The sequence below is a fragment of the Steroidobacter denitrificans genome (assembly GCF_001579945.1).
Classification (GTDB): domain Bacteria; phylum Pseudomonadota; class Gammaproteobacteria; order Steroidobacterales; family Steroidobacteraceae; genus Steroidobacter; species Steroidobacter denitrificans.
In genome coordinates this window covers 770,001-790,822 of the sequence record NZ_CP011971.1, presented here as the reverse complement: position 1 = coordinate 790,822, position 20,822 = coordinate 770,001, and the positions used below count along the sequence as shown (strand labels likewise).

19 protein-coding genes, 1 tRNA gene, 2 rRNA genes and 1 pseudogene (1 of these 23 only partly in view) are annotated in these 20,822 nt (G+C 60.0%); 4 read left to right on the top strand and 19 right to left on the bottom strand.

From position 1 onward, the window contains the following. Positions 1-14: 14 nt before the first annotated feature. The 11 genes from ACG33_RS03435 to ACG33_RS03385 form a co-directional block, all read right to left on the bottom strand. A complete protein-coding gene (locus ACG33_RS03435; protein WP_066918701.1) occupies positions 15-449 on the bottom strand; it encodes a Zn-ribbon domain-containing OB-fold protein in 435 nt (144 codons plus the stop codon). A gap of 27 nt (positions 450-476) precedes the next feature. Continuing rightward, positions 477-1,652 carry a thiolase C-terminal domain-containing protein gene (locus ACG33_RS03430; protein ID WP_066918699.1) on the bottom strand — a complete coding sequence of 392 codons (1,176 nt, stop codon included), beginning with the start codon at positions 1,650-1,652 and terminating at the stop codon, positions 477-479. A gap of 4 nt (positions 1,653-1,656) precedes the next feature. Then, positions 1,657-2,097 carry a hotdog family protein gene (locus ACG33_RS03425; RefSeq protein ID WP_066918697.1) on the bottom strand — a complete coding sequence of 147 codons (441 nt, stop codon included), beginning with the start codon at positions 2,095-2,097 and terminating at the stop codon, positions 1,657-1,659. A gap of 37 nt (positions 2,098-2,134) precedes the next feature. Beyond that, a complete protein-coding gene (locus ACG33_RS03420; protein WP_066918695.1) occupies positions 2,135-2,740 on the bottom strand; it encodes a MaoC family dehydratase in 606 nt (201 codons plus the stop codon). A 24-nt stretch (positions 2,741-2,764) separates the two neighbouring features. Beyond that, positions 2,765-3,307: an FAS1-like dehydratase domain-containing protein gene (locus ACG33_RS03415; protein WP_157071654.1), complete on the bottom strand. Its 543-nt coding sequence runs from the start codon at positions 3,305-3,307 to the stop codon at positions 2,765-2,767. A 432-nt stretch (positions 3,308-3,739) separates the two neighbouring features. After that, positions 3,740-5,365 carry an AMP-binding protein gene (locus tag ACG33_RS03410; protein ID WP_066918691.1) on the bottom strand — a complete coding sequence of 542 codons (1,626 nt, stop codon included), beginning with the start codon at positions 5,363-5,365 and terminating at the stop codon, positions 3,740-3,742. A 63-nt stretch (positions 5,366-5,428) separates the two neighbouring features. Continuing rightward, positions 5,429-6,292 carry a hypothetical protein gene (locus ACG33_RS03405; RefSeq protein WP_066918689.1) on the bottom strand — a complete coding sequence of 288 codons (864 nt, stop codon included), beginning with the start codon at positions 6,290-6,292 and terminating at the stop codon, positions 5,429-5,431. 199 nt (positions 6,293-6,491) lie between these two features. Next, a complete protein-coding gene (locus ACG33_RS03400) occupies positions 6,492-7,472 on the bottom strand; it encodes an amidohydrolase family protein (RefSeq protein WP_066918687.1) in 981 nt (326 codons plus the stop codon). Positions 7,473-7,475: 3 nt separating this feature from the next. Continuing rightward, positions 7,476-9,893: a xanthine dehydrogenase family protein molybdopterin-binding subunit gene (locus ACG33_RS03395; RefSeq protein ID WP_168160004.1), complete on the bottom strand. Its 2,418-nt coding sequence runs from the start codon at positions 9,891-9,893 to the stop codon at positions 7,476-7,478. Positions 9,894-10,031: 138 nt separating this feature from the next. Further along, positions 10,032-10,952: a TIGR03619 family F420-dependent LLM class oxidoreductase gene (locus ACG33_RS03390; protein WP_066918682.1), complete on the bottom strand. Its 921-nt coding sequence runs from the start codon at positions 10,950-10,952 to the stop codon at positions 10,032-10,034. A gap of 16 nt (positions 10,953-10,968) precedes the next feature. Continuing rightward, positions 10,969-11,442: a nuclear transport factor 2 family protein gene (locus ACG33_RS03385; protein ID WP_168160003.1), complete on the bottom strand. Its 474-nt coding sequence runs from the start codon at positions 11,440-11,442 to the stop codon at positions 10,969-10,971. Positions 11,443-11,738: 296 nt separating this feature from the next. On the opposite strand from ACG33_RS03385, the gene ACG33_RS03380 reads away from it, so the two are divergent. The 4 genes and pseudogenes from ACG33_RS03380 (at position 11,739) to ACG33_RS03360 (ending at position 14,163) form a co-directional block, all read left to right on the top strand. Further along, positions 11,739-12,626 (top strand): FAD binding domain-containing protein, encoded by an 888-nt coding sequence (locus ACG33_RS03380; protein ID WP_066918678.1) that lies wholly within the window; start codon positions 11,739-11,741, stop codon positions 12,624-12,626. Then, positions 12,623-13,120 carry a (2Fe-2S)-binding protein gene (locus tag ACG33_RS03375; protein ID WP_083536403.1) on the top strand — a complete coding sequence of 166 codons (498 nt, stop codon included), beginning with the start codon at positions 12,623-12,625 and terminating at the stop codon, positions 13,118-13,120. Before ACG33_RS03380 ends, ACG33_RS03375 begins: the two co-directional genes overlap by 4 nt. Positions 13,121-13,520: 400 nt before the next feature. Continuing rightward, positions 13,521-13,818, top strand: a pseudogene (locus ACG33_RS17000) (type II toxin-antitoxin system RelE/ParE family toxin). A gap of 3 nt (positions 13,819-13,821) precedes the next feature. After that, positions 13,822-14,163 carry an addiction module antidote protein gene (locus tag ACG33_RS03360; protein ID WP_083536402.1) on the top strand — a complete coding sequence of 114 codons (342 nt, stop codon included), beginning with the start codon at positions 13,822-13,824 and terminating at the stop codon, positions 14,161-14,163. Between the two features lie 206 nt (positions 14,164-14,369). Here the strand turns inward: ACG33_RS03360 and ACG33_RS03355 are convergent. From ACG33_RS03355 to ACG33_RS03320, 8 genes are all read right to left on the bottom strand, one after another. Beyond that, positions 14,370-14,445, bottom strand: a tRNA-Thr gene (locus ACG33_RS03355). Between the two features lie 174 nt (positions 14,446-14,619). After that, positions 14,620-15,405, bottom strand: coding sequence for a type III pantothenate kinase (locus tag ACG33_RS03350; protein WP_066918673.1), 786 nt, complete (start codon positions 15,403-15,405; stop codon positions 14,620-14,622). A 72-nt stretch (positions 15,406-15,477) separates the two neighbouring features. Further along, positions 15,478-16,497: a biotin--[acetyl-CoA-carboxylase] ligase gene (locus tag ACG33_RS03345; protein WP_066918671.1), complete on the bottom strand. Its 1,020-nt coding sequence runs from the start codon at positions 16,495-16,497 to the stop codon at positions 15,478-15,480. 9 nt (positions 16,498-16,506) lie between these two features. Beyond that, the gene (plsY, locus tag ACG33_RS03340) at positions 16,507-17,151 is read right to left on the bottom strand and encodes a glycerol-3-phosphate 1-O-acyltransferase PlsY (protein ID WP_066918669.1); all 645 of its coding nucleotides are present in this window, start codon (positions 17,149-17,151) and stop codon (positions 16,507-16,509) included. Between the two features lie 22 nt (positions 17,152-17,173). After that, on the bottom strand, positions 17,174-18,193 hold the full coding sequence (ctlX, locus tag ACG33_RS03335) for a citrulline utilization hydrolase CtlX (protein WP_066918667.1): 1,020 nt from the start codon (positions 18,191-18,193) through the stop codon (positions 17,174-17,176). A gap of 109 nt (positions 18,194-18,302) precedes the next feature. Next, complete coding sequence (locus tag ACG33_RS03330; RefSeq protein ID WP_066918665.1) at positions 18,303-19,400, bottom strand: OmpA family protein; 1,098 nt, start codon at positions 19,398-19,400, stop codon at positions 18,303-18,305. Between the two features lie 268 nt (positions 19,401-19,668). Beyond that, positions 19,669-19,784, bottom strand: a 5S ribosomal RNA gene (gene rrf, locus ACG33_RS03325). A gap of 211 nt (positions 19,785-19,995) precedes the next feature. Then, positions 19,996-20,822, bottom strand: a 23S ribosomal RNA gene (locus ACG33_RS03320) (it continues 2,077 nt past the right edge of the window).

The following is a 20,822-nucleotide window of genomic DNA, read 5'->3' as shown; positions in this document are numbered from 1 at the left end:
AGTGTCCTTGCCGCTCAGCCGCCGACTTTCTTGAACATGGGAAGCGCCCACTCCTTGGTGACCTCCCTGAAGCAGACCTCGACCGGCATGTCGAAAGAGATCTCTTCGGGGGTACAGTCGACCATGTTGGAAATAAGGCGTACGCCGGGCTCGTTTTCCATTTCGACGAGCACGATTTCAAAGGGGACCCGGAAGGCCGGATGCACTTCCTGCCGTGCCACGGTCCAGCTGTAGATACGGCCCTTGCCGCTGGATTCGACCCACTCCCAACCCTCGCCCTTGCACTTCGGGCAGCGAACCCGGGGAGGATGGCTGAACGTGCCGCACCCGGAGCATTTCTGGAACTTCAACTTGCGTTGCTTGATGCCCTGCCAGAACCCGTCTTCGAAATTCTCCCAGACGGGGTCATAGAAGTGCTTCATGTACTTCGGGTTGTATTCAATGGACATCGGCTCGACTCCCGTATGCGAAACTCGTCAATTACCTTGGGTGAGGATGAGCGCCGTCGTCGGCACGCCGAGCCCACCGGTGACGAGCACGTTCTGTGCGTCCTTCACCTGCGATGTCGAGGTGCCGCGTACCTGCCGCACTCCTTCGGCGATCATGTTCATGCCGTGAATATAAGCTTCCGCCAGCATGCCACCCGAGGTATTGATCGGTAACTCGCCGCCGAGGCGGATGCGATCGCCCCCCTGACAGAAGGCGCCGCCTTCCCCGTACTTGCAAAAACCATAGGTCTCCAGCTGCATGGGCACGGTCGCGGTGAATGCGTCATAGAGCTGCGCGACGTCGATATCCTTCTGCGTGAGCTCAGCCATCCGGAAAACTTCACGCGCCGCTTCGGTGCATTCCGGCAGACCGATCGAGTCGCGATAAAAAGACGTCATGCTGTGCGAATCGTAAGAAGTACCGAAGCCGACACCGGCGATGAAAGCGGGCTTTTGTTTCAGATCCCGGGCGCGTTCCGGCGTCGTGACGATCAGCGCCACGGCGCCGTCGTTTTCCAGGCAGGTGTCGTGCAGCGTGAAGGGATCCGAGGACATCGGAGAATGCAGATACTCCTCCATGGTCAGCGGCCTGCCGTAGAACATCGCCCGCGGATTACGCAAGGCATTCTCGCGACTCACCAGCGCCACGTAGCCGAGCTGCTCGCGCGTCGCCCCGGTTTCGTGCATCCAGCGCTTGGCCATTGTCGCCACCCACATCGTCGGGCTGGCGAAGCCATACGGCATGTAATAGCTGTAGCGGTATTCGGCCGGAATGGCCGTCGGCCGGCCATAGCGGACCGTACCGCTGGCCGGCTTCAGCGACCGGTAACACACCACGTAGTTGGCCACGCCGGAGGCGACGGCCATGGCCGCATGGGCAACCACTCCGCAGCTGGCGCCGCCGCCCCAGGGCGTCTGTCCGAAGTAGCGCAGATTGGGAATGCCCAGGCTGCGCGCCACATCGATATCGGGCGCCAATTCCGCCGCATAGATGCCGGCGGTGCCGTAGCTCGACATTCCGTCGATCTGATCGATCTCCAGGCCGGCATCCACACAAGCGGCCGTGACCGCATCCACGGCGAGATGAATCTCGCTGCGGCCGGCATTGCGGGTGAATTCCGTCGAACCGATACCGACGATGCACGCCTTGTTTTTCAAGGACATCGTCTTACCCTCGCGTCGGCAGAGAGATGACTGCGGTACCGCTGGCATGCGGCCCCATCTGGTTGTCGCCGCTGAAGGCAACCTCGATCAGATGCTCGCCCTTCTCTTCCCACTTGCGGGTGACGCGGGCATTCATATCCATCTTGTCCCGCGGAAAATTCGGCACCGACAGCTTGATGGAGATGTCCTTGATCACTGCCTGCGGACCGGCCCATTGCTCGAGGTAGGTCATCATCAGGCCATTCGAGGTGAGAATGTTCATGAAAATATCGGGTGCGCCCTTGGACTGCGCGAAGTCCCGGTCATGGTGCACCGGCATGAAGTCATGCGTGGCCCAGGTCGCGCCCATCGCGATCAGCGTCGTGTCGATAACCCGGCTCTTCTCCGGGAGATCCTGTTTGACCTGCACGTCTTCCCAATAGACATTGTTGATCTCGCGCGACATTGCCTGATTCCTCTTCGTAAGCGATTCTTGGATGCGTTCAGCCCGCGTACAGCCGACGAGTGCTCATCGGCGCCCGGTAGACGAGCACGTCGAAGGACTGGTTGCACAGCAACTCGTCATTCTGGTTATAGAACTGATACAGGATCTGATACTTTCGGCCGACCCCCTGGCGCGTCAGATGATCGTAATCCGAAAGACGTAAAATACCGATGGTCCAGTGGATCTCGTCGCCCACCCGGATTCGCTTGAAGTGCTGCTGGCGCTGCGCGGTCGCCATGACGCCGGTATAGCCCTCCTGCTCGACCACGACATTCAGCTTGACGTTCGGATCGTCCGGAAATTCGCACTGGCCGTGCACGAATTGATCGATGGCGGCCTTCATCGTCCCCAGGGCGAACACATGGACCATGCCCGAGGGCGCGAGCAACCCGCCGTGGGGGCTCTTTTTCGCGTATTCCTCGTCCGTATAAAGGGGATTGGTGTCGCGCATCACCTGGCACCAGCGATCCACATCCTCTACCGTCACCCGGTCGTGCGGCAGATGCTTCGGACTCTGTACGCCGATCAGCGGAGCGACCTTCGAGTAGTCCATGGTCGGCTCGACCGGACTGTTGAACGGCAGAACACCGAACTTGTTAGCCATGAATCCCTTACCTCCGATTCGGTCTCAATGCTTCGCCGGCACCGTTATCCGGGCCACCTGCGCACGGCGGCACAGCTGCTCACTGACGACATCGCCGTCCTGATTCTGGAAGGTATAGAGCAGATCCAGCTGATAACCGCGCCCGATACCGGTTTCGACTTCGCCCGACGACACGCCGGACAATTTCACCCGGTAGCTCAACCGCTCCCCGACCTTCAGAGGCCGCAGGAATTTCTGTTCCAATGCCACTGCCAAACCGGTGCCGTAGCCCGCGTCTTCCAGCAGCTTGATTGCACGTTCGTGGGGCTCGGTGGCCGCCGCCGATTCCGGGGACCATAGCGGCGGCATCGTCCAGACCATCAGCAGGGCGGCCGGCGCATGTACGGTGTTCTTTTCGAACTCCTTGTAGCTCCGGTTGTCTTGCTGGATCACTTCGCACCAGTGGCGGATGTCCGGAATATTCGCTGCATGCCGGGCCGCCCTCAGGGCGGATTCCTTGCCGACGAGCGCATTCACCTCGGCGATATCCAAAGCCATCTTTTCGATCTCCATGGGAAGCGATGCCAAATCAAGCTTCGGTATAGAGGCTAACAATGGGGTTTGCCCCCCAACATCGTCCACTTGGAGGGTTCAGCCCCTCCGACGGTACGCTATCCAGTGCTGGTGTACGCTACCCGGCGTGGCCAGCGCCGGCATGGATCTGGCCGCGGACAGACCCGGCACTGAAATCCCGCGACGAACTCATGGACAATATTTTGGAATTTTCCGCCGAGAAATCCTGCACTTCGACACCATGTCCGGCATCGGGCGCTGTGTGCGCCGATCGTGTCCGGCCATGAGTTCGCGGCTGGAGTGGTCGCGAGGGGTGGGAATGTGGAGCGCCGGGGTGAGGGCGATCGGGCACTGAACCTTTATCGCGGGTTCAGTGCCCGGCCGGCGATCTGGCTGAATACGGTGCCATCGCCATGCGGCACCGGGCAGCCCACGGAGCGGCAGAGGTTAACGCTGCAGCTTGAAGTCGCTTTTCAGACGGTCCCAGGTGGACGCCGACAATCCCTTGGCGCGCAGCTTGTACTTCTCGAGTTTCTGGGTGGGCGTATAAGGCAACTCATCGACGAAGTCGATATAACGCGGCACACAAAAGTAGGGTGCGCGCTCGTTGATATAGCCTGCCAGTTCTTCGGGGCGCAGCTGCTGCCCGGGCTTCAGGATCACATCGAGCTTGATCTCATGTTCCGACTCCAGGGTATCCGAGGGCAGACCATAGACCGCCGCCGCCTGGACGGCGGGATGGCTGGCGGCGATGCCCTCGACCTGAAGCGAGGAGATATTCCGGCCCTTGTAGCGAATATAATCCTTCTTGCGGTCGACGAAAAAGTAGTCTCCCTCCGCATCCCTCATGCCGAGATCGCCCGTACCGTACCACTCGCCGCGAAATGCCTTTTTGGTGGCCTCCGGATCGTCGAAATAACCGCTGAAAATGATGTGCGGAGCCAGCGGTCGAATCGTAAACTCGCCGGGTTCACCCGGCCCGGCTTCCTGGCCATCATCGCGAAGCAGCTTCAGTTCCATATCTTCGAACAACTTTCCCAGCGCATTCGGCTTGAATTGCTTCTCGGCCGATTCCGCCTTGGTGAGGATAGGCATCACTTCGCTCTGCCCGAAACCCTGAACGATGGCTTCCAGGCCAAAGCGCTCACAAAAGGGCGCGATCAGCTTATGCGGCATGGGTACCATGCTCGCCACCCGCAGCGGGTTGTCCGCATCGTCGGCCTTGCGCGGCTCATTCCACAGGAACATGTGCATCGCGCCGAGCGTCATCGTCTGCGTGGCGCCGTAAAACCGGATGCGATCCCAAAACTTCGAGACCGAGAACTGTTCATCGAGGGCACAGGGAATACCGGTCGTCAAGGCCCGGTAGATGTTGGCTACCCAGGCCGCCGAATTGTAGAGCGGCAGGCAGTTGTAAGTGATATCGCCGGGCCGAGTGCCGTAGAGCCGATCGTTGTTCACGGCGGCACGGATCCAGACATTATGACTCTGAAGCACACCCTTCGGCTTGCCGGTGGTACCCGAGGTCCACAGCACGGCCGCCGCATCGCCATAGCCTATATGTTTCGTCTCAGGTTCAGCCTCGGAATTATCTGCCAGTTCGTCCAGGGAAACGATGCCGCGCTGGGCGAATTCCCCGCCGGCAGCCTCCGCTCCACCGCGCAGGACCAACCGCTCGTAACGAAGCTCCCGCTCCACGGGCCGGAGTTTTTCGAGCAAGTCCGTATCCGTGACCAGTACGGCGCCTTTACTTGCATTGATGGTGTCGCTCAACCATTCGCCGCGGTAGTCGGTATTGACCGGCACCCACAGCGCACCCAGCTTGTTGGCCGCCAGACTGAGCAGCACGAACTCCACACAGCTGTGCATATAGAGCATCAGCCGGTCGCCGGCCTGAAGGCCCAGCCGGCGCAGACCGTGCGCATAGGCGTTTACCACGGCGTTCGCCTGACCGTAACTGTAGCTTCGCTCATCGCTGAGCAGAAACGGCGAGTCGCCGATCGCATCGGCATGCAGGCGCAGCAGCCTGAAAGGTATTCGATTACGTTCGTTCTTCAGGTCGACATTGTTCATCGTACAGCGGGTTCAGGCATAGCACATGGATTCAGACATTGAACGGTTCAAGTATTGCGCGGTTCAAGTATTGCGCATGAAGTGAGTCGCGAAGTCGATGAGAACGATCGCGAGTACGCCTGCCGCCAGGGCTTCGAACACGATCTTGCTCACCGGCCAGCGATCACCGGGCTTTTCCTCCAGCCTGAAGACCATCGGAAAGCTCGGCAGAAAATAGCAGGCATAGAATAACGAGCCATACTTCAGCATCCAGCCGAGGTCCTTGTACCAAAAGTACGGCTTGTTGGCATCGGTGGCGACCAGCCGGGTTTCAAGGAAGGCCATGAGATAGGCGACCCCGACCACGGTCACGACCGTCAACACCGGTTTCAACGCTCCGGAATCGATGGTGCGAATGCGCCGCATCATCAATACGGCAATCGTATGATATACCACGAAGAAGGCCGGCGCGTTGAAATACATGCCGAGCGGGATGACTTGCTGACCGCTGCCCATCAACGCCGAATCCAGCGACAGCGTGACCTGCGGGAAGTAATACACCATGCCCAGCACATCGAAGAAATACTCGCAGCCGAAATAGGTGCCGATGAAGTTGTAGACGAACATCCACAGCACCATCTTGACGGCATAGTTGTCCCACCATGCCCGCCCGGTGACGGCCGGCCTCAGGACAGCCGGGATGATGATCAGCGGCAGCAACAGCGCCAGATTCTGGGTCATGTGCCAGAACGTGTTGACGTTCATCCAGCCCATGAGCTGCTTGGCGTAATTCAGCGCGAAGAAGTACGGCAGATAGGCAAGAAAAAACTTCTCGCCCCAGGCCTTGTCTGGATTGGTCGAAAACCAATGCCCCCGCTGACGACCTTCATCTGTTGCCAGGACAGTGCTTGTTACGGAAACGGTCTGCTCGATTACGGTCTGGGTCATATAACACCTTGGCCAGCAGTCCTGGAAGGATCGATCCGAATAATCTTTTAAAATCTACGTGACGGTTTCGCCTCGCTCCTCGTCTGCTTGGACGATGAGTTTCGGCGATGCAACCATCACCGCGGCCCGGAGAACGGATCCCCGGGATGGCAAACCAAGCTGCCTTTCGCGCGGCGTTGGCCGGCGGCGTCCTGACCCCTCAGGCCGGGCGTTTCGCTCTTTTTGTCGGGTCGATCCCCAGAAGTTTCGCCATGTTCAGGCCGAAGATCTTGGCGCGGTCTTCCTCGGTGATGTAGGGATAACCCCAACCCCGATGGCCTTCCTCATCGATCTGGAAGGTGAGGAATGGATCCACGCAGTCTTTCATGCCGGAGCCATTGGTATCGCTGCCCCAGACGATCTTGTCGGAGGTGGCGTAGAGCATGGCCTCTCCGATCAGCTCCTGAAAGAATTTCGGCCGCCAGGTCGCCGCCGCATTCAGGAAGCTCACGCTGATGTACAGATTCGGGAACGTCGCCGCCAGGCAGTTTAATTCACGATGATGGGGCCAGCCGAAATGAAAGGCGACGATACGCAGATCGTAGAAATCATAAAGAACGTCTTCGAGAAGACCGGGATGACAGTATTTGTTACGGGCGCCGTAAACATAGCCCGTTCCGGTATGTACCTGCATCACCAGGTTCAACTCCTGCGCCTTCTCATAGAAAGGCCAGAGCCGCTTGTCATTGATATAGGTATCTTCGGGACAATAGAACTTGAAAATCTTGACACCGAATTCCTTCACCATGAATTCCATTTCACGGATGGCTTCCGGCACGCCGCGCTGGATGATCGGGCCGAAATTCGGACACATGATGAAACGATCGGGATACTTCTGCACCCCGGTCAGCATCCAGGCATTGGTTGAAATCGGCGTCGGTCCTTCGGTGCAAAAAAGAAAACCTTCCGGGATGACGCAGGCCAGATCCGTCCCGGAGGCATCCATGTTGGTGATCATTTTTTCGAAAGGTCCAGCATCGCCGCTCTCCAGGGAGGGGAACTCCTGGATGACCGGCCGGATGCAACCTTGCAGAGAGTTCATGAAGCGCTGCGTACCCGGATACGGAGCCAGTTGATGCCATATCGAACCGTCGATGGGATGCGTCTCGGTATCGATGATGAAATAATCGTTTTTCGCCATGTCTTACTCCTGGGGTTGCCGGGCCGCTTGCAGCAGTTTCCAGATGCGATGTGGTGAGGCAGGTACTTCACGTGCCATGACTCCGATGGACGCCAGTGCATCGTTGACGGCACACATGACCGCTGCCGGAGTGGTGTGCAACGACCCCTCTCCGCAACCTTTGGCGCCAAGCGGAGCGATCGGTGAAGGCGTAACCAATGCGAATTTCTCGGTCATGGGCACTTCGTTCATCGTCGGCAGCAGATAGTCCACGAAGGTCGTCGCCTGTGGCTGTCCATCCGTCGTGTAGGGATACTCCTCGAGCAGGGCCGCAGCGACGCCCTGGGCCACGCCGCCTTGCGTCATGCCCTCCACGGTTGCCGGATTGAGGCGCGTACCGCAGTCATCCACCACCACATACTTCAATATCTTGACGCGGCCCGTGCCGCGATCGATTTCGACCATGACGATGTGGCAGGCGTTGGCCGCCGTCAGGTAGCTCTTGGCACGGCCCTGATCGTCGATCGGATTGCGGCCATGGGCCGTCCAGATGCCGGTCGCCTCGAGGCCCATCTCCATTCCGGGCGGCAACAGATCACTGCGGCCATGTGCAACCCCGGCAATATCCGTGAGATTCACCTTGGCTTCGGGCATGCCGATGATTTGTACCCTGCCGTCGATGAACTCCAACTTTTCCGCCGGCGTCTGCAGCAGCACCGCGGCAATTTCGATGATCTTTTTCTTGAGCTTGCCGGCTGCCTTCATGGTGGCGCCGGCGGTGGCGACACCCAGCCGGCTGCCGCCGGGTCCGAAGGACGGCGGCGCACCCAGCGTGTTCAGCGGCGTCACGGTGATATCGGTCATCTCCGTACCGAAATAATCGGCGAGCAGTTGCGCGATCAGCGTGTACTGGCCCTGTCCCTCGCTGGTGAAGCCGACTCGTGCCGTGATACGGCCGAAGGCATCGATCGAAACGGTGATGCCCTCCGGAATGCCGATGGCCTGCATACCGACGATGGCATAGGCATTCCAGTCGAATACACCCGGCTCGACAGTGTTGGCGACACCGATACCGACGATACGCCCCTCGGCCCTGGCGCGCTCCTGTTCCTTGCGCAACTCCCGATAGCTCGAGATTTCCATCGCCTTGTCGAGCGCCGCCTCGTACTCGCCGCTGTCATACTCATTACCGCTCGGGATGATGTATGGAAATTGTTCCGGGCGGATGTAATTCCGACGACGGATCTCGGCCGGATCCAGCCCGAGGCCGCGCGCCGCAAGATCCATCATCTGTTCCAGCACAAAGAAATGCGGCGGCGGTCCCATGCCGCGATAGGCGGTGGTCGGCACCTTGTTGCTGAGCACCAGGGTCAAATCATAGGACGCTGTCGGTATCGCATAACAGCCGGTGAAGGCGCTGAGCGGCTTGCCGGCCCCCATCGCCCCGTAACCCTCGCCGCTGGCACCGATATCCTCGATCAGCTTGACGTGAAATCCGGTGACCGTACCGTCCTTTTTAACGGCAAGACGGGCCTCATAATACCGATCCCAGGCCTGGCTGCTGCCGCTGGTCAGATATTCCATGCGGTCCTCGATCCACTTGACCGGACGGCCGCCGGCCTTGCGCGACAGCAGGCTGGTGATGGCGATACCGCGGGCATTGCCCTTGCCGCCGAAACTGCCGCCGCGCTGAGTGCTGGTCAAATTGACCTTGTTGGTGGGTATGCCGAGCGTGGCAGCAGCGCCCGCGGCATACATCAGCGGTGACTGGGTGCTGCCGCGGATATTGAGCATTCCGGTCACCGGATCCCATTGGGAGATGCACCCGAAGGTTTCCATGGGATTGGCGCCCATACGATGCCAGCGGAAGCGATCCTCGAAGACCTGATCGGCCTGTGCAAAGGCTTCGGACACCTCTCCCCAGATGAATTGCCGTTGCAGTGCAATATTGCTGCCTAATTCCTCGATGACGAGCGGGCTGCCGGGCTTCATGGCCTCGAGCGTGTCGACCGCCGGCGCCAGCGGCTCGAGCTCGACTTCGATCAGCTCGACCGCATCCTCGGCGACCTGGCGGCTGACGGCCGCCACGGCGGCGATGGGCTCGCCTACATAGTGCGCCTTGTCGGTCGCCATGCAGAAAGAACCTGTGCCCTCGGGAAAGCCGCCGGAGAGATTGGTCGACTTACGAACGTCTTCCCCGGTAACGATGGCGAAGACACCCGGCAGTTGCTCTGCCTTGGAGATATCGATCTGCCGTATACGCGCATGCGCGATGCTGCTGTACTTGATCGCGCAGTGCAGCATACCCGGCACCGAAATATTGTCGATGAACTCAACGCTGCCCGAGACCAGGGCCACATCGTCGATGCGCTGCACGTCCTTGCCCAGGAAACGTAGCGAGCTGGCGGGGATATCCTCGAGGCGAGGTTCTCTGTGTACCATGGGCATCAGCCTCTCACGACCCGAATCGTCACGCTTTTGGAAAGGAAGCTCGAAAGAGCTGGCTTCAGGATCAGCGGCATCATCGAGCTTGGAGTCATCGAACTGTTCGGTTACGGTTCATCGCCTCAGGTCCGCGTCTCAAGTCCGATACAGGGGAATGATCTCCTGCGAGAACCATCTCACCCAGTCGAGGCACTCCTCGTAGGAGTCCGTCTTGGGCAAGTGGACGACCATTCCGGTGGCGCCGGCGTCCTTCAGCTGGCCGATCAAGTCGACCGTCTCGTCCTTGTACCGCGGATAATGCATCTTGTCGAAGTTGAGCCGATCCTCCTCGGGGACCTCGGCCAGCAGCGTAAAGACTTCGAAGGGCCGGGTACGCGCCTGCACTTCCGGCTGATCGTGGATATAGGCGATCGCATCCTTCATTTCGCGGCGCGTGGTCTGCCAGGGCAGCCAGCCGTCGCCGAATTTTGCGGCGCGGCGCAGCGCCGGTTTTGCATCCCCGCCGATGAGCAGCGGCGGATGCGGCGACTGACAGGGCTTGGGCTCGAAGATCATGTTGCTGAAGTTGACGAACTCTCCGTGAAACTCCGGCCGGTCGCTGGTCCACAGCTCTTTCATCGCCTGCAGATATTCATCGCAGATCGCCCCTCGTTTCTCGAAGGACACGCCGATGGCCTCGAATTCACGCCGCAGGTGCCCGGCGGCGAGTCCGAGCGCAAGCCGGCCGCCGGAGAGATGATCCACCGAAGCAATCGCCTTGGCCCAGACCAACGGGTTGTGATACGGAATGGGGCAGATGTAGGTCAACAGGTGGATGCGCTGCGTAGCGCCCAACAGAAAGCCTGCGGCCGATACCGCTTCGTAGAATTTCGCGCCCATGGCGGGCACGAGCTTGGGATGCTGCACGATATGCTCAGCCACCCAGAGATAATCGTAGGCCAGCTCATCGACCGCCTTGGCGAAATGCACCGACTTCTCAGGCGGCAGCGTTGCTTCCCAGGGGCTGGTAAGCGCCTTGTAAAGGATATTGGCGGGCAAACGGATCGCAAATCGCATGAATTTCTCCGCCCACTCAAGCCGGTTGCCACATCGGCGTCTTGACCCAACCTTCCTCGAGAGGCGTGTAGTACTTGAACTCGACGGCGATGGCGGCAATTTTCCATTGTCCCTGCACTCGCACATATCGATCGCGGTACTTGCCCATCGCCAGGAGCGCCCTGCCGTTTACGGTCGTATGCGCAGTGAAGTACCACGAAGCATCGGCGCCGTCGCCTTCGAGCTCGATGATCGGATTGTGCAGCATATGCGCATTGAAAGTAGAGGCGCTGGCCACCAGGGTGCGGAAGAAATCGTTCATGATGGCCTGCCGCCCCAGAAAGCGGCCGAAGAAGCCGTAATCGCAGACGGCGTCCTCCGTCCAGAGATTCTCCAGCTCATCCCACTGAGCATCATCGACGAGGTAGCAATATCGTGCCTTCAGCTGCTTGACGGCCTCTATGTCGACCAAGCGTGCGACTGCGGCATCCATCGTTTTTGTAGCGGACATGCGGATTCTCCGGATCATGGCGGGCCGTCTTTTCCTGCACCCGCGTTGCAAGCCGCTGTTAGAGCGGCAAAAAATGCTAAGCGGGGCACTGAAAACCTCGCATCGTCCACATGGATGATGCTATCGGTGATGCAGCCGACGATGCTGCCTGCCTGAAGGACTTATCGCAAGAGCCGGCCGCGGTGCGAATAGCCCGGAGACGTTTCCGAAATGTCCCGGCTTAGTTCAAAACGACGCGAGCCTGGCGGGCGGGAGCATCGCAGGCCAAGTCGACCGAATCAAATTCGAGTTCGAGAATGAAGTCAGTTGCGTTCGATTATCTCACCCCGAGCACGCTCGGCGAAGCCGTGGCGCTGCTCGAGCGCCTCGAAAACGAAGGCAAGGACACCAAAATCCTTGCCGGCGGCCAGAGCCTGATGCCGATGCTCGCCATGCGGGTCGCGCGTCCCGAAATATTGATCGACTTGAAAGATATCGCCGAACTGCGGGGTCTGCGCGAGGAAAAGGGCTGGATCGTCATCGGCGCCATGACGAGCAAGCGCGAGGCTGAGGACTCGGATCTGATCCGCACCCGACAGCCCTTGTTCCACGCTGCCACGCAGCTCGTTGCCCACCTCACGATTCGCAACCGCGGCTCGGTCGGCGGTTCCTTCGCGCACGGCGATCCAGCCTCGGAATATCCAGCCGTGGCGCTGGTGCTCGACATGGAAATGAAAGCCGTCGGCCCCACCGGCGAGCGCATCATTCCGGCAGCCGACTTCTTCGTGACCTACATGACCACCAGCCTGGAATCGAATGAAATCCTGACCGAGGTACGCATGCCGATCATGCCCGCAGGCACAGGCTGGGCCATTCAGGAATTTGCGCGTCGTCGGGGTGATCTCGCGCTCGCCGGCGTTGCCGTCACCCTGCGTCTGCAGAACGGCGTTTGCCAGGACACGCGCATGGCGGCTTTCGGTGTCAATCCGGCGACGGTACGTCTGAGCGCCGGGGAAGCAGCGCTTAATGGGCACCCCCCTGATCCAGCAACGCTGGCGCGCGCTGCGGCAGCAGCAGCCGCGGCACTGGAAGAACCCATGACCTGCGCTCATGCATCCAGTGAATACCGCCGCGACCTGATAAAGACGCTGGCCGAACGCTGCCTGGCACAAGCGGTCGAGCGCGCCGGTCGGAGAGCGGCATGAGCATGCAACGACATATTCGCGTAACGGTGAACGGCACAACATATGAGCGCGACGTCGAGCCTCGGCTGACGCTTGCCGATTTTCTGCGCCACGAGCTTGGCCTGGGCGGCACTCACGTCGGCTGCGAACACGGCATCTGTGGCGCCTGCACCATTCAACTCGACGGGCGTACGGCCCGCTCCTGCCTGACACTGGCGGCGCAGGTCGATGGCGCGGACATCAAGACGGTCGAAGGACTGCGCGAACCCGAGACCGGACAGCTGCATCCGATCCAACAGGCCTTCATCGAGGCTCATGGCCTGCAGTGCGGCTTCTGTACTCCAGGTTTCATGATGACCACCCTGGAGCTGCTGCGCGACAATCCCTCGCCCACGGACGAGGAAATCCAACACACCCTGAGCGGCAATCTTTGTCGCTGCACCGGCTACCAGAATATCATTGCCGCGGTGCGCCTTGCCGCAAAACGGTTGCAGGCCGGCGGCGGGGATACCTGATCCCGGCTGTTCCAGGTCGAACAGTCAGCCGCATCCAAGCCGCTTGATCCATGACGCCCGGGGTTAACGATACCCCGGGATAGTCCGTAAACGATCTCTCCGGTACGGACCATCTCCCCGAGCCTGGATCCGGGCGGCGATCGCCTCGAGGTCGGCCGCAGCGACCTCCACGCCGCCAGCTCGCTCGGTCTCATATTGAACCTTGAGCTGGGTGAGGTCGGCATCCGTGGCGGACGCCAGCTTACGCAATCCGGATCGAGGTCATTTCCATGGGGCAACGGGTCTCCGTTCCGGGAAATCCCGGGGAGAACAGATGTGTCGCTACTCATGTTCATCCCCCACGCAATTACGAATGTATACGGTCGTTGATATGCGTATACAATCGTATGCAATACGATCCATGAATACGCTGATCCGCACCGCTGAATTCGATGCGTGGCTGAAGAAGCTTCGCGACGCCAAGGCGGTGGCTCGAATCATCGAGCGCCTGCGCTCGGCGCAGCTCGGCAATTTCAGTGACTGCGAGTCCGTCGGCGGCGGCGTGAGTGAAATGCGTGTCCACGCCGGCCCTGGGGTACCGTGTGTACTTCACCCGGCACGGCAGCGTGACCTATGTGCTGCTGATGGGCGGCGATAAATCCACACAGAAGCGGGACATCAAGAGCGCCATCAAGATGGCCAGACAATTGAAGGAGTGACCCATGAAATCCAGCAAAGCACCTCGCAAGGCGAAAGCGAAATCCAGAGCGAAGGCGAAACCGCTCGAACTCGCGCCCTTCGATGCGGCCGAGTACCTCGACAACGAGGAGGTCATCGCGGAATATCTTGCAGCGGCGCTTGAGAACCCCAATCCCGATGTGTTCCTAGCTGCAGTGGCGGACGTTGCCAAGGCGCGCGGTATTTCGGCTCTCGCCAGGGAGAGCGGCTTGACGCGCGCGGGCATCTATCGCGGCCTGTCGGCAGGCTCCACGCCGAGCTTCGCCACGGTGATGAAAATCACGCGGGCGCTGGGCGTGAAGCTCGTGCCGCAAAAGGCGGCGTAAACACACGGCCGCGCGGGGAAGACCGACATGTCCGACGATTGCGATCCTTATGCTCATTTTGTGGCTCTCGAGGACTTGTTGCAGCTCTCGAGGACTTGCTGGTCATCACCATGGCAGCAGTCATCGCTCATCGAGCACGATATCCGCGGCAACATCCATTTAATAGCACAGCGGGGCGTTGTGGCGCATGTAAGTCGTTTGAAAAGTGGTGCCGGCTGAGGGACTCGAACCCCCGACCCCCTGATTACAAATCAGGTGCACTACCAACTGTGCTAAGCCGGCATGGATAGCGATCCATGTCATAAACTTCAGCGAATCATCCCTCCTCGCTGCCGGCGATTCTACCCCAGAGCCATGCATCCAGAGCAATACACGCCAGGCCGGATTGAAGCTGGAGTACGCATCGATTGCGTCTGATCGGCCAGGATCAGCTCCGGATGCAAAATGGCGCCGGAATCAATCCTGGGCCGAATCATCCGACCTCGCCAGCGGTGCCGATTCCTGAGCCAATACAGCCAGTCCACGCAATACCAGGTCGGCAACGATACGGTGAGGTCGGTCGAGCAGGCCGGCCAACGGCCCGCAACCCCCTCCGGTAAGCAGCAATATCGGCGGCCGGCCGATCATGCGCTCCATGACTCCGACTGATCGCTCGATCAGCGCAGCCAAAGCATGCATGGCGCCTTGCTCGATCGCGCCGCGAGTATTGTCGGCGAACAAGCTGCCGATAGCCTGCCCCTGACGATAGCGTTGCGCCAGATCGCTGGTGTTTTGGTGCAAGCTGTCCACCATCAGATACGGTCCCGGCACGATCACCCCGCCCAGGTGCCGGCCTTCAGCCGTGACGCCGTCGATCGTCATCGCCGTACCGACATCGACGATGCAGGATGCGCCTGGCGCCATGGCATGCGCGCCAATGATGGCAAGCCAGCGGTCGACCCCGAGTTGCGCCGGATCGGCGTATCCGCTGGTCACACCCCCTGCCCCAGCACTGGCCTGTACGAACTCGGTATCGATGGACCAGGCCTGTCTCACCACCGAGCATAGACGTTCACCGATACCATTTCCGCCGACGTTGCCGGCGAGCACTCGATCCGGCTGCCCGTCCCCGGCTGAGATCGCTGCGATGAACGCCTCCGGCGTCCAGGCCGCATGCATCAGCGCACCCTGCTCACCCAGTTCGCCCTTGTCCAGGTACGCCCACTTGATGCGCGTATTGCCGATATCGACCAGAAGAATCATTGCAGCACCATTGATCTGCGGATCATCGCTCGCCGCCGCGGCAAGCCCTGGAAATATCCGCCGCTGTGCTTTTCAATCGGCCGCACGCAGGCTCACCTCGCCGGAGATGAAGCGACGCAGTTCGCCGTCCACCTCCACCAACAGACCGCCGTCGGAGTCGACGCCCCGTGCGATGCCGGCGATGGTCTGTGCGCCGCTGAGCACCTTGACCGGCGCCCCCGCCAAGGTATCGAACTGTCCCCACGCGGGGGCGAACGCTGAAAAACCCTGCATTGCAAATGCATCGAGCATGACGAACGATTCATCGATCAGGGCCGCGATCAGCTGGTTACGCGAGGGAGTGCGCTCTGGCGCAATCTCGTGCAGATCGCAGACCAGCATGGCCTGCTGTTCCGCCAGTCCCAGCCGAGTCGATGCCGGCATACGCATGTTGAGGCCGATACCGATGACCACGTATGCGGGTCCAGTGGACTCCCCACGCATCTCGATCAAGATGCCGCCTAATTTGCGATGCCGCCAGACCAGATCGTTAGGCCATTTCAAGCCCACGCCCTCGATGCCCAGGCGCCGAAAAGCGCGTACAGCCGCCACACCAACCGCCAGCCCCAGTGCCGAAAAGCCCGGCGGCACCTCGACAAACTGCCATCCCATGGACAGGCAGATGCCACTGCCGAACGGCGCCAGCCAGCTACGCCCGCGACGTCCCCGGCCGGCGGTCTGCAACTCGGCGGTGCACACCCGCATCCGTCCCGCCGCGGCCGGTGCCTGATCGGCGAGGTGACGATTCGTGGAGTCTACTTGCAGCAACACCTCCAGGTGCTCCATCTGTGCCCGGGTCTGCGGCATCAGCGCCTGCTCGATGATCTCTCGATCCAGCAGATTCACTTCGGCAGGCAATCGGTAGCCCTGGCGAGGCACCGATTCCAACTCGATGCCGAGCGCACGCAACGAGCGCATCAGCTTCCAGATGCCGCTGCGCGAGATACGCAGGCGCTTCGCCAATTGTTCCCCCGAATGAAACTCGCCATCCGACAGCATCGCCAGCAGGCGCTTACGGCGAATCTCGGTGCGAAATTTCGCTGTCGCAGCCATGAGTGGATCTCAGCGTGGCCGGAACAGCCATAAGCGATGCGCTCGATTCTCCGTACCGGCGCGCATGCGCTCGATGTTGGAACGGTGCGTGTAGCACACGAATACCAGCATGGTGATACCGAATGCCAGCAAGGCACCCGAAGCCTCGCCGCCGATCACCCCGACATATATACAAAACGACGCCACCGCCAGCATCGTCGCCAAACCCACGAAGCCGGATACGATCAGGATCAGCAGCCAGGTCAGCACAGCCGGAATCAATGCCACCGGCTTCAATCCCATTACCACGCCGACCAGGGTCGCTGCGCCTTTACCGCCGCGAAATTCATACCAGAGCGGATAGACATGCCCCACCACGACGGCGCTGGCGCAGGCAACGGCCAGCCACTGGCGCCCGATCGTCGGATCGATGCCGATGAGCGGCAGTGATAAAGACGGCAGCACGCCCGCGGCGAGCCAACCCTTGCCGACATCGATGATCATGACCTGGATCGCAAAGCCTGCGCCCTGGGTGCGCAGCGCGTTTGTACCGCCGGCATTGCCGCTGCCCATAGTGCGAATATCGACGCCGCCCCGCAGGCGGCCGATCAGCAGGCTGCCGATCACTGATCCCAGCAGATAGGCCAGTAGTGTCTTGATACCGAGTTCGAGCATGACAAACGGAATTGTCCTTCAGTCAGTTCTTTCTCGGCAAATGAATCTCCGCCAGCATGCATCTGACACTGCCGCCGCCCAGTGCCTCGATCGTCGGGACGGCGCAGGCGACGATAGAACCGCCATGCGTTTCCAACATGGCGCGCTGTTCGGCCGAGAGCGAACCCAGAGCTCGCTGGGACATCGCCACGATCGATTCACCCCGGCTCGTACTGAGCGCAAGCATATTGCCGGGAAACTCGGTAAGCTGCTCGATGCTCAGATCCAGAATCTCGTGACCCGTCGCGCGCAAGGTATCAAGTACCGCCGCGCGCTCATCCTCGCGGATGCTCGCGGCACAAATCGCCGCCACCCTGCTGCCCACGGACATCATCACGTTCGTATGATAGACGGGCATCCCATGGGCGTCGCGAGCCTCGAAAGCAACGATTTCATAGTCAAGTTGCTGGGCGAAATCGCCCAATACATCCAGATTGGTGCGCGCAGACAGGCAGGCATAAGCAATGCGATGCACCCGGTCGAGCACCAGGCTGCCGGTACCTTCCAGGAACCTGCCCTGGCGCTCGTGATGAGTCAGATCCACGATGCGCTCGACCCTGAAACCCTGCTGGGCGCTCAGGGATTCCAGTACATCCTGGCGCCGCTCGAGGCGACGGTTCTCGGCCAGCATCGGATACAACACCACCGTGCCGTCGGCATGAAAACTCACCCAATTGTTCGGAAAGATCGAATCCGGCGTATGCGGCTGAGCCGTGTCGTCGAATACATGCACACGCACGCCTGCCAAGCGTAAGGCGGCAGCTAAAGCATCGAATTCGAAGCACGCTGCGGCCTGCACCCGCTTCTGCTGCGATTCCACCTCGAGGAGCCGGGTCGTGGCAGCCTCGCCGGAATGAATCGGACCGTCCCGGCGCGGATCCCCCTGGTCATGGGACAGCGGAACCTGGAATCGGTTGGAAGCCGCGGTCTGCGGATTGGCGGCATAGCGGACCGGCCTGATCATCAGGACGTCGGCGGCGCACTGACGTTCTTCGATGCTCATCGGCCGGCTGGGTGAGACCCCTTGGGAGCGAAAGATGCAAGATCGGGCTCCGGCCACGTGCCGGAGCCCGATCATTACCGTACCAGATTTATCTCGAGCCTGTGGCAGGCTACGGCGTTTCGATCTTCACGTCGCCGGGATTGTCCAGCACGAGCATATCGACCCGGCGATTTTCCGCACGGCCCTCCGCTGTCGCGTTATTCGCCGTCGGCTGGCTCTCGCCATAACCCTTGGCGGTCAACTGCTGCGGGCTCACTCCTTCGGCGATCAGGAACTCGCGCACCGACTGGGCACGCTGCTCCGACAGCCGCAGATTGTAAGCATCGTTGCCGACGCTGTCCGTATGCCCCTGCAGTTCCAGCTTCAGCTTGGGATAGCGCTTCACGTCGGCGGCGACTGCCGCCAGCACCGGACGCGACTCACTGGTGAGGGTGGCCGAATCGAACTCGAAGGTGATGCCATGCAGAGTCACCGAACCCTGCCGCGGACAGCCATGCTCATCGACAGCGACGCCGCGGGGTGTGTCGGGGCAGCGATCCTGCGGATCGAGCACCCCGTCGCCGTCACTGTCCCGTGGCGCCGGCGGCGGCGCGGGCGGTGCGGGCGGCGGAGCCGGTTCCGGCTCGGGTGCCGCTACCACAGGCGCCGGGCCAAATGCGAACTGGAAACCCAGACCCGCAGAATAGTCCAGGAACTTGTCCTGGGGATCATTGTGACGGGGCAGATCCCAACGAGCCTTCACCTCCGGACGCAGCGAAAAACGCAGGGTGCCGTCGCGCTTCTCCGCCAGTTGGATCATCAAGCCCACCCCGGCCTGCGCCAACAAGTTCGTATCGCTGCTCTGGCCGGTGTACTTGCTATGCAAGGCTCCGGCCCCCAGGCTGATGTAGGGCGACACCACCGAGTTACGGGCGAAAACCCGCAGGACGTCGAGCGAATAGGTGGTAATGTCCAGTTCGCTGCTGGTGTTGCCAGGCAAATCGAACTCACCGCTGGTGATGCCCAGCTCCAGACTCCAGGCGTCGTTCAGATGCTTACCGACGGCCAAGCCCAGGAACATGTCGTCCCTGGCGATTCGGTCGTTGTCCAACCAAGTGTAACCCGCCTGAGGAACCAGGTACCAATCGCCCACGCGCTGTTCTGCGCCGGCGGTGGCAGTGATGCTTCCCAGGGCAAGCGTGGCTGCAGCACGAATCTTCCAGCTCATTCAGTATCCTCCAATAGATGTGACGATATGGAACGATGTTGCGCACAAACCACGCCATCGTAGCACGGATGATAATATGTGTTGCCTTAAGGAAAAAACAAGGGAAAACCGCTTGATAATTTTAAATTTAAGCGTTGCTGATTAGCAACATTTCATAAATTTAAAACTACCAGGCCTGGCAGATGCCGTCTCGAACCGCAATCCGGATCGATATCCCAAAACGCAAAAAGCCCCACCGGGGTTCCGGTGGGGCTTTGCATGATTAAAAGCCTGGCAGTGACCTACTCTTGCATGCCCGAAGGGCACACTACCATCGGCGCACAGCGTTTTCACTTCCGAGTTCGATATGGGATCGGGTGGTTCCCGCTTGCTATTGCCGCCAGGCAAACTGGCTCACGTCAGTATAAAGGGGACAGATCTAATTTCTCTGAATTTCTCTGCACTTCGATTCCGCACTGAACCCCAGGCGAAATTAGATCTGTCCCCTTTACACACTGCGAATTCGGAGTTGTTTCGACGCACTTGTCGCATTGAGTAATCTTCAACATCACCTTGCCTTTCCACTTTACCAGTGGACAAGCGCATTGGGTGTTATATGGTCAAGCCTCACGGGCAATTAGTACTGGTTAGCTCAATACATTACTGCACTTACACACCCAGCCTATCAACGTCGTAGTCTTCGACAGCCCTTCAGGGGAATCGAGTTCCCAGGGAAACCTAATCTTGGGGGGGGCTTCCCGCTTAGATGCTTTCAGCGGTTATCCCGTCCGTATATAGCTACCCGGCAGTGCCACTGGCGTGACAACCGGAACACCAGAGATACGTCCATCCCGGTCCTCTCGTACTAAGGACAGCTCACCCTCAAGTTTCCAACGCCCACGGCAGATAGGGACCGAACTGTCTCACGACGTTCTGAACCCAGCTCGCGTACCACTTTAAATGGCGAACAGCCATACCCTTGGGACCTGCTACAGCCCCAGGATGTGATGAGCCGACATCGAGGTGCCAAACTCCTCCGTCGATGTGGACTCTTGGGAGGAATAAGCCTGTTATCCCCGGAGTACCTTTTATCCGTTGAGCGATGGCCCTTCCATACAGAACCACCGGATCACTAAGACCTACTTTCGTACCTGCTCGACCTGTCCGTCTCGCAGTTAAGCACGCTTATGCCTTTGCACTCTAGAGCGCGATGACCGACCGCGCTGAGCGTACCTTTGCACTCCTCCGTTACTCTTTGGGAGGAGACCGCCCCAGTCAAACTACCCACCATACACGGTCCCCGATCCGGATGACGGACCTAGGTTAGAACTCCAAACATTTCAGGGTGGTATTTCAAGGTTGGCTCCATCCGAACTAGCGTCCGAATTTCATAGCCTCCCACCTATCCTACACAAAAAGGTTCAAAGTTCAGTGTAAAGCTGT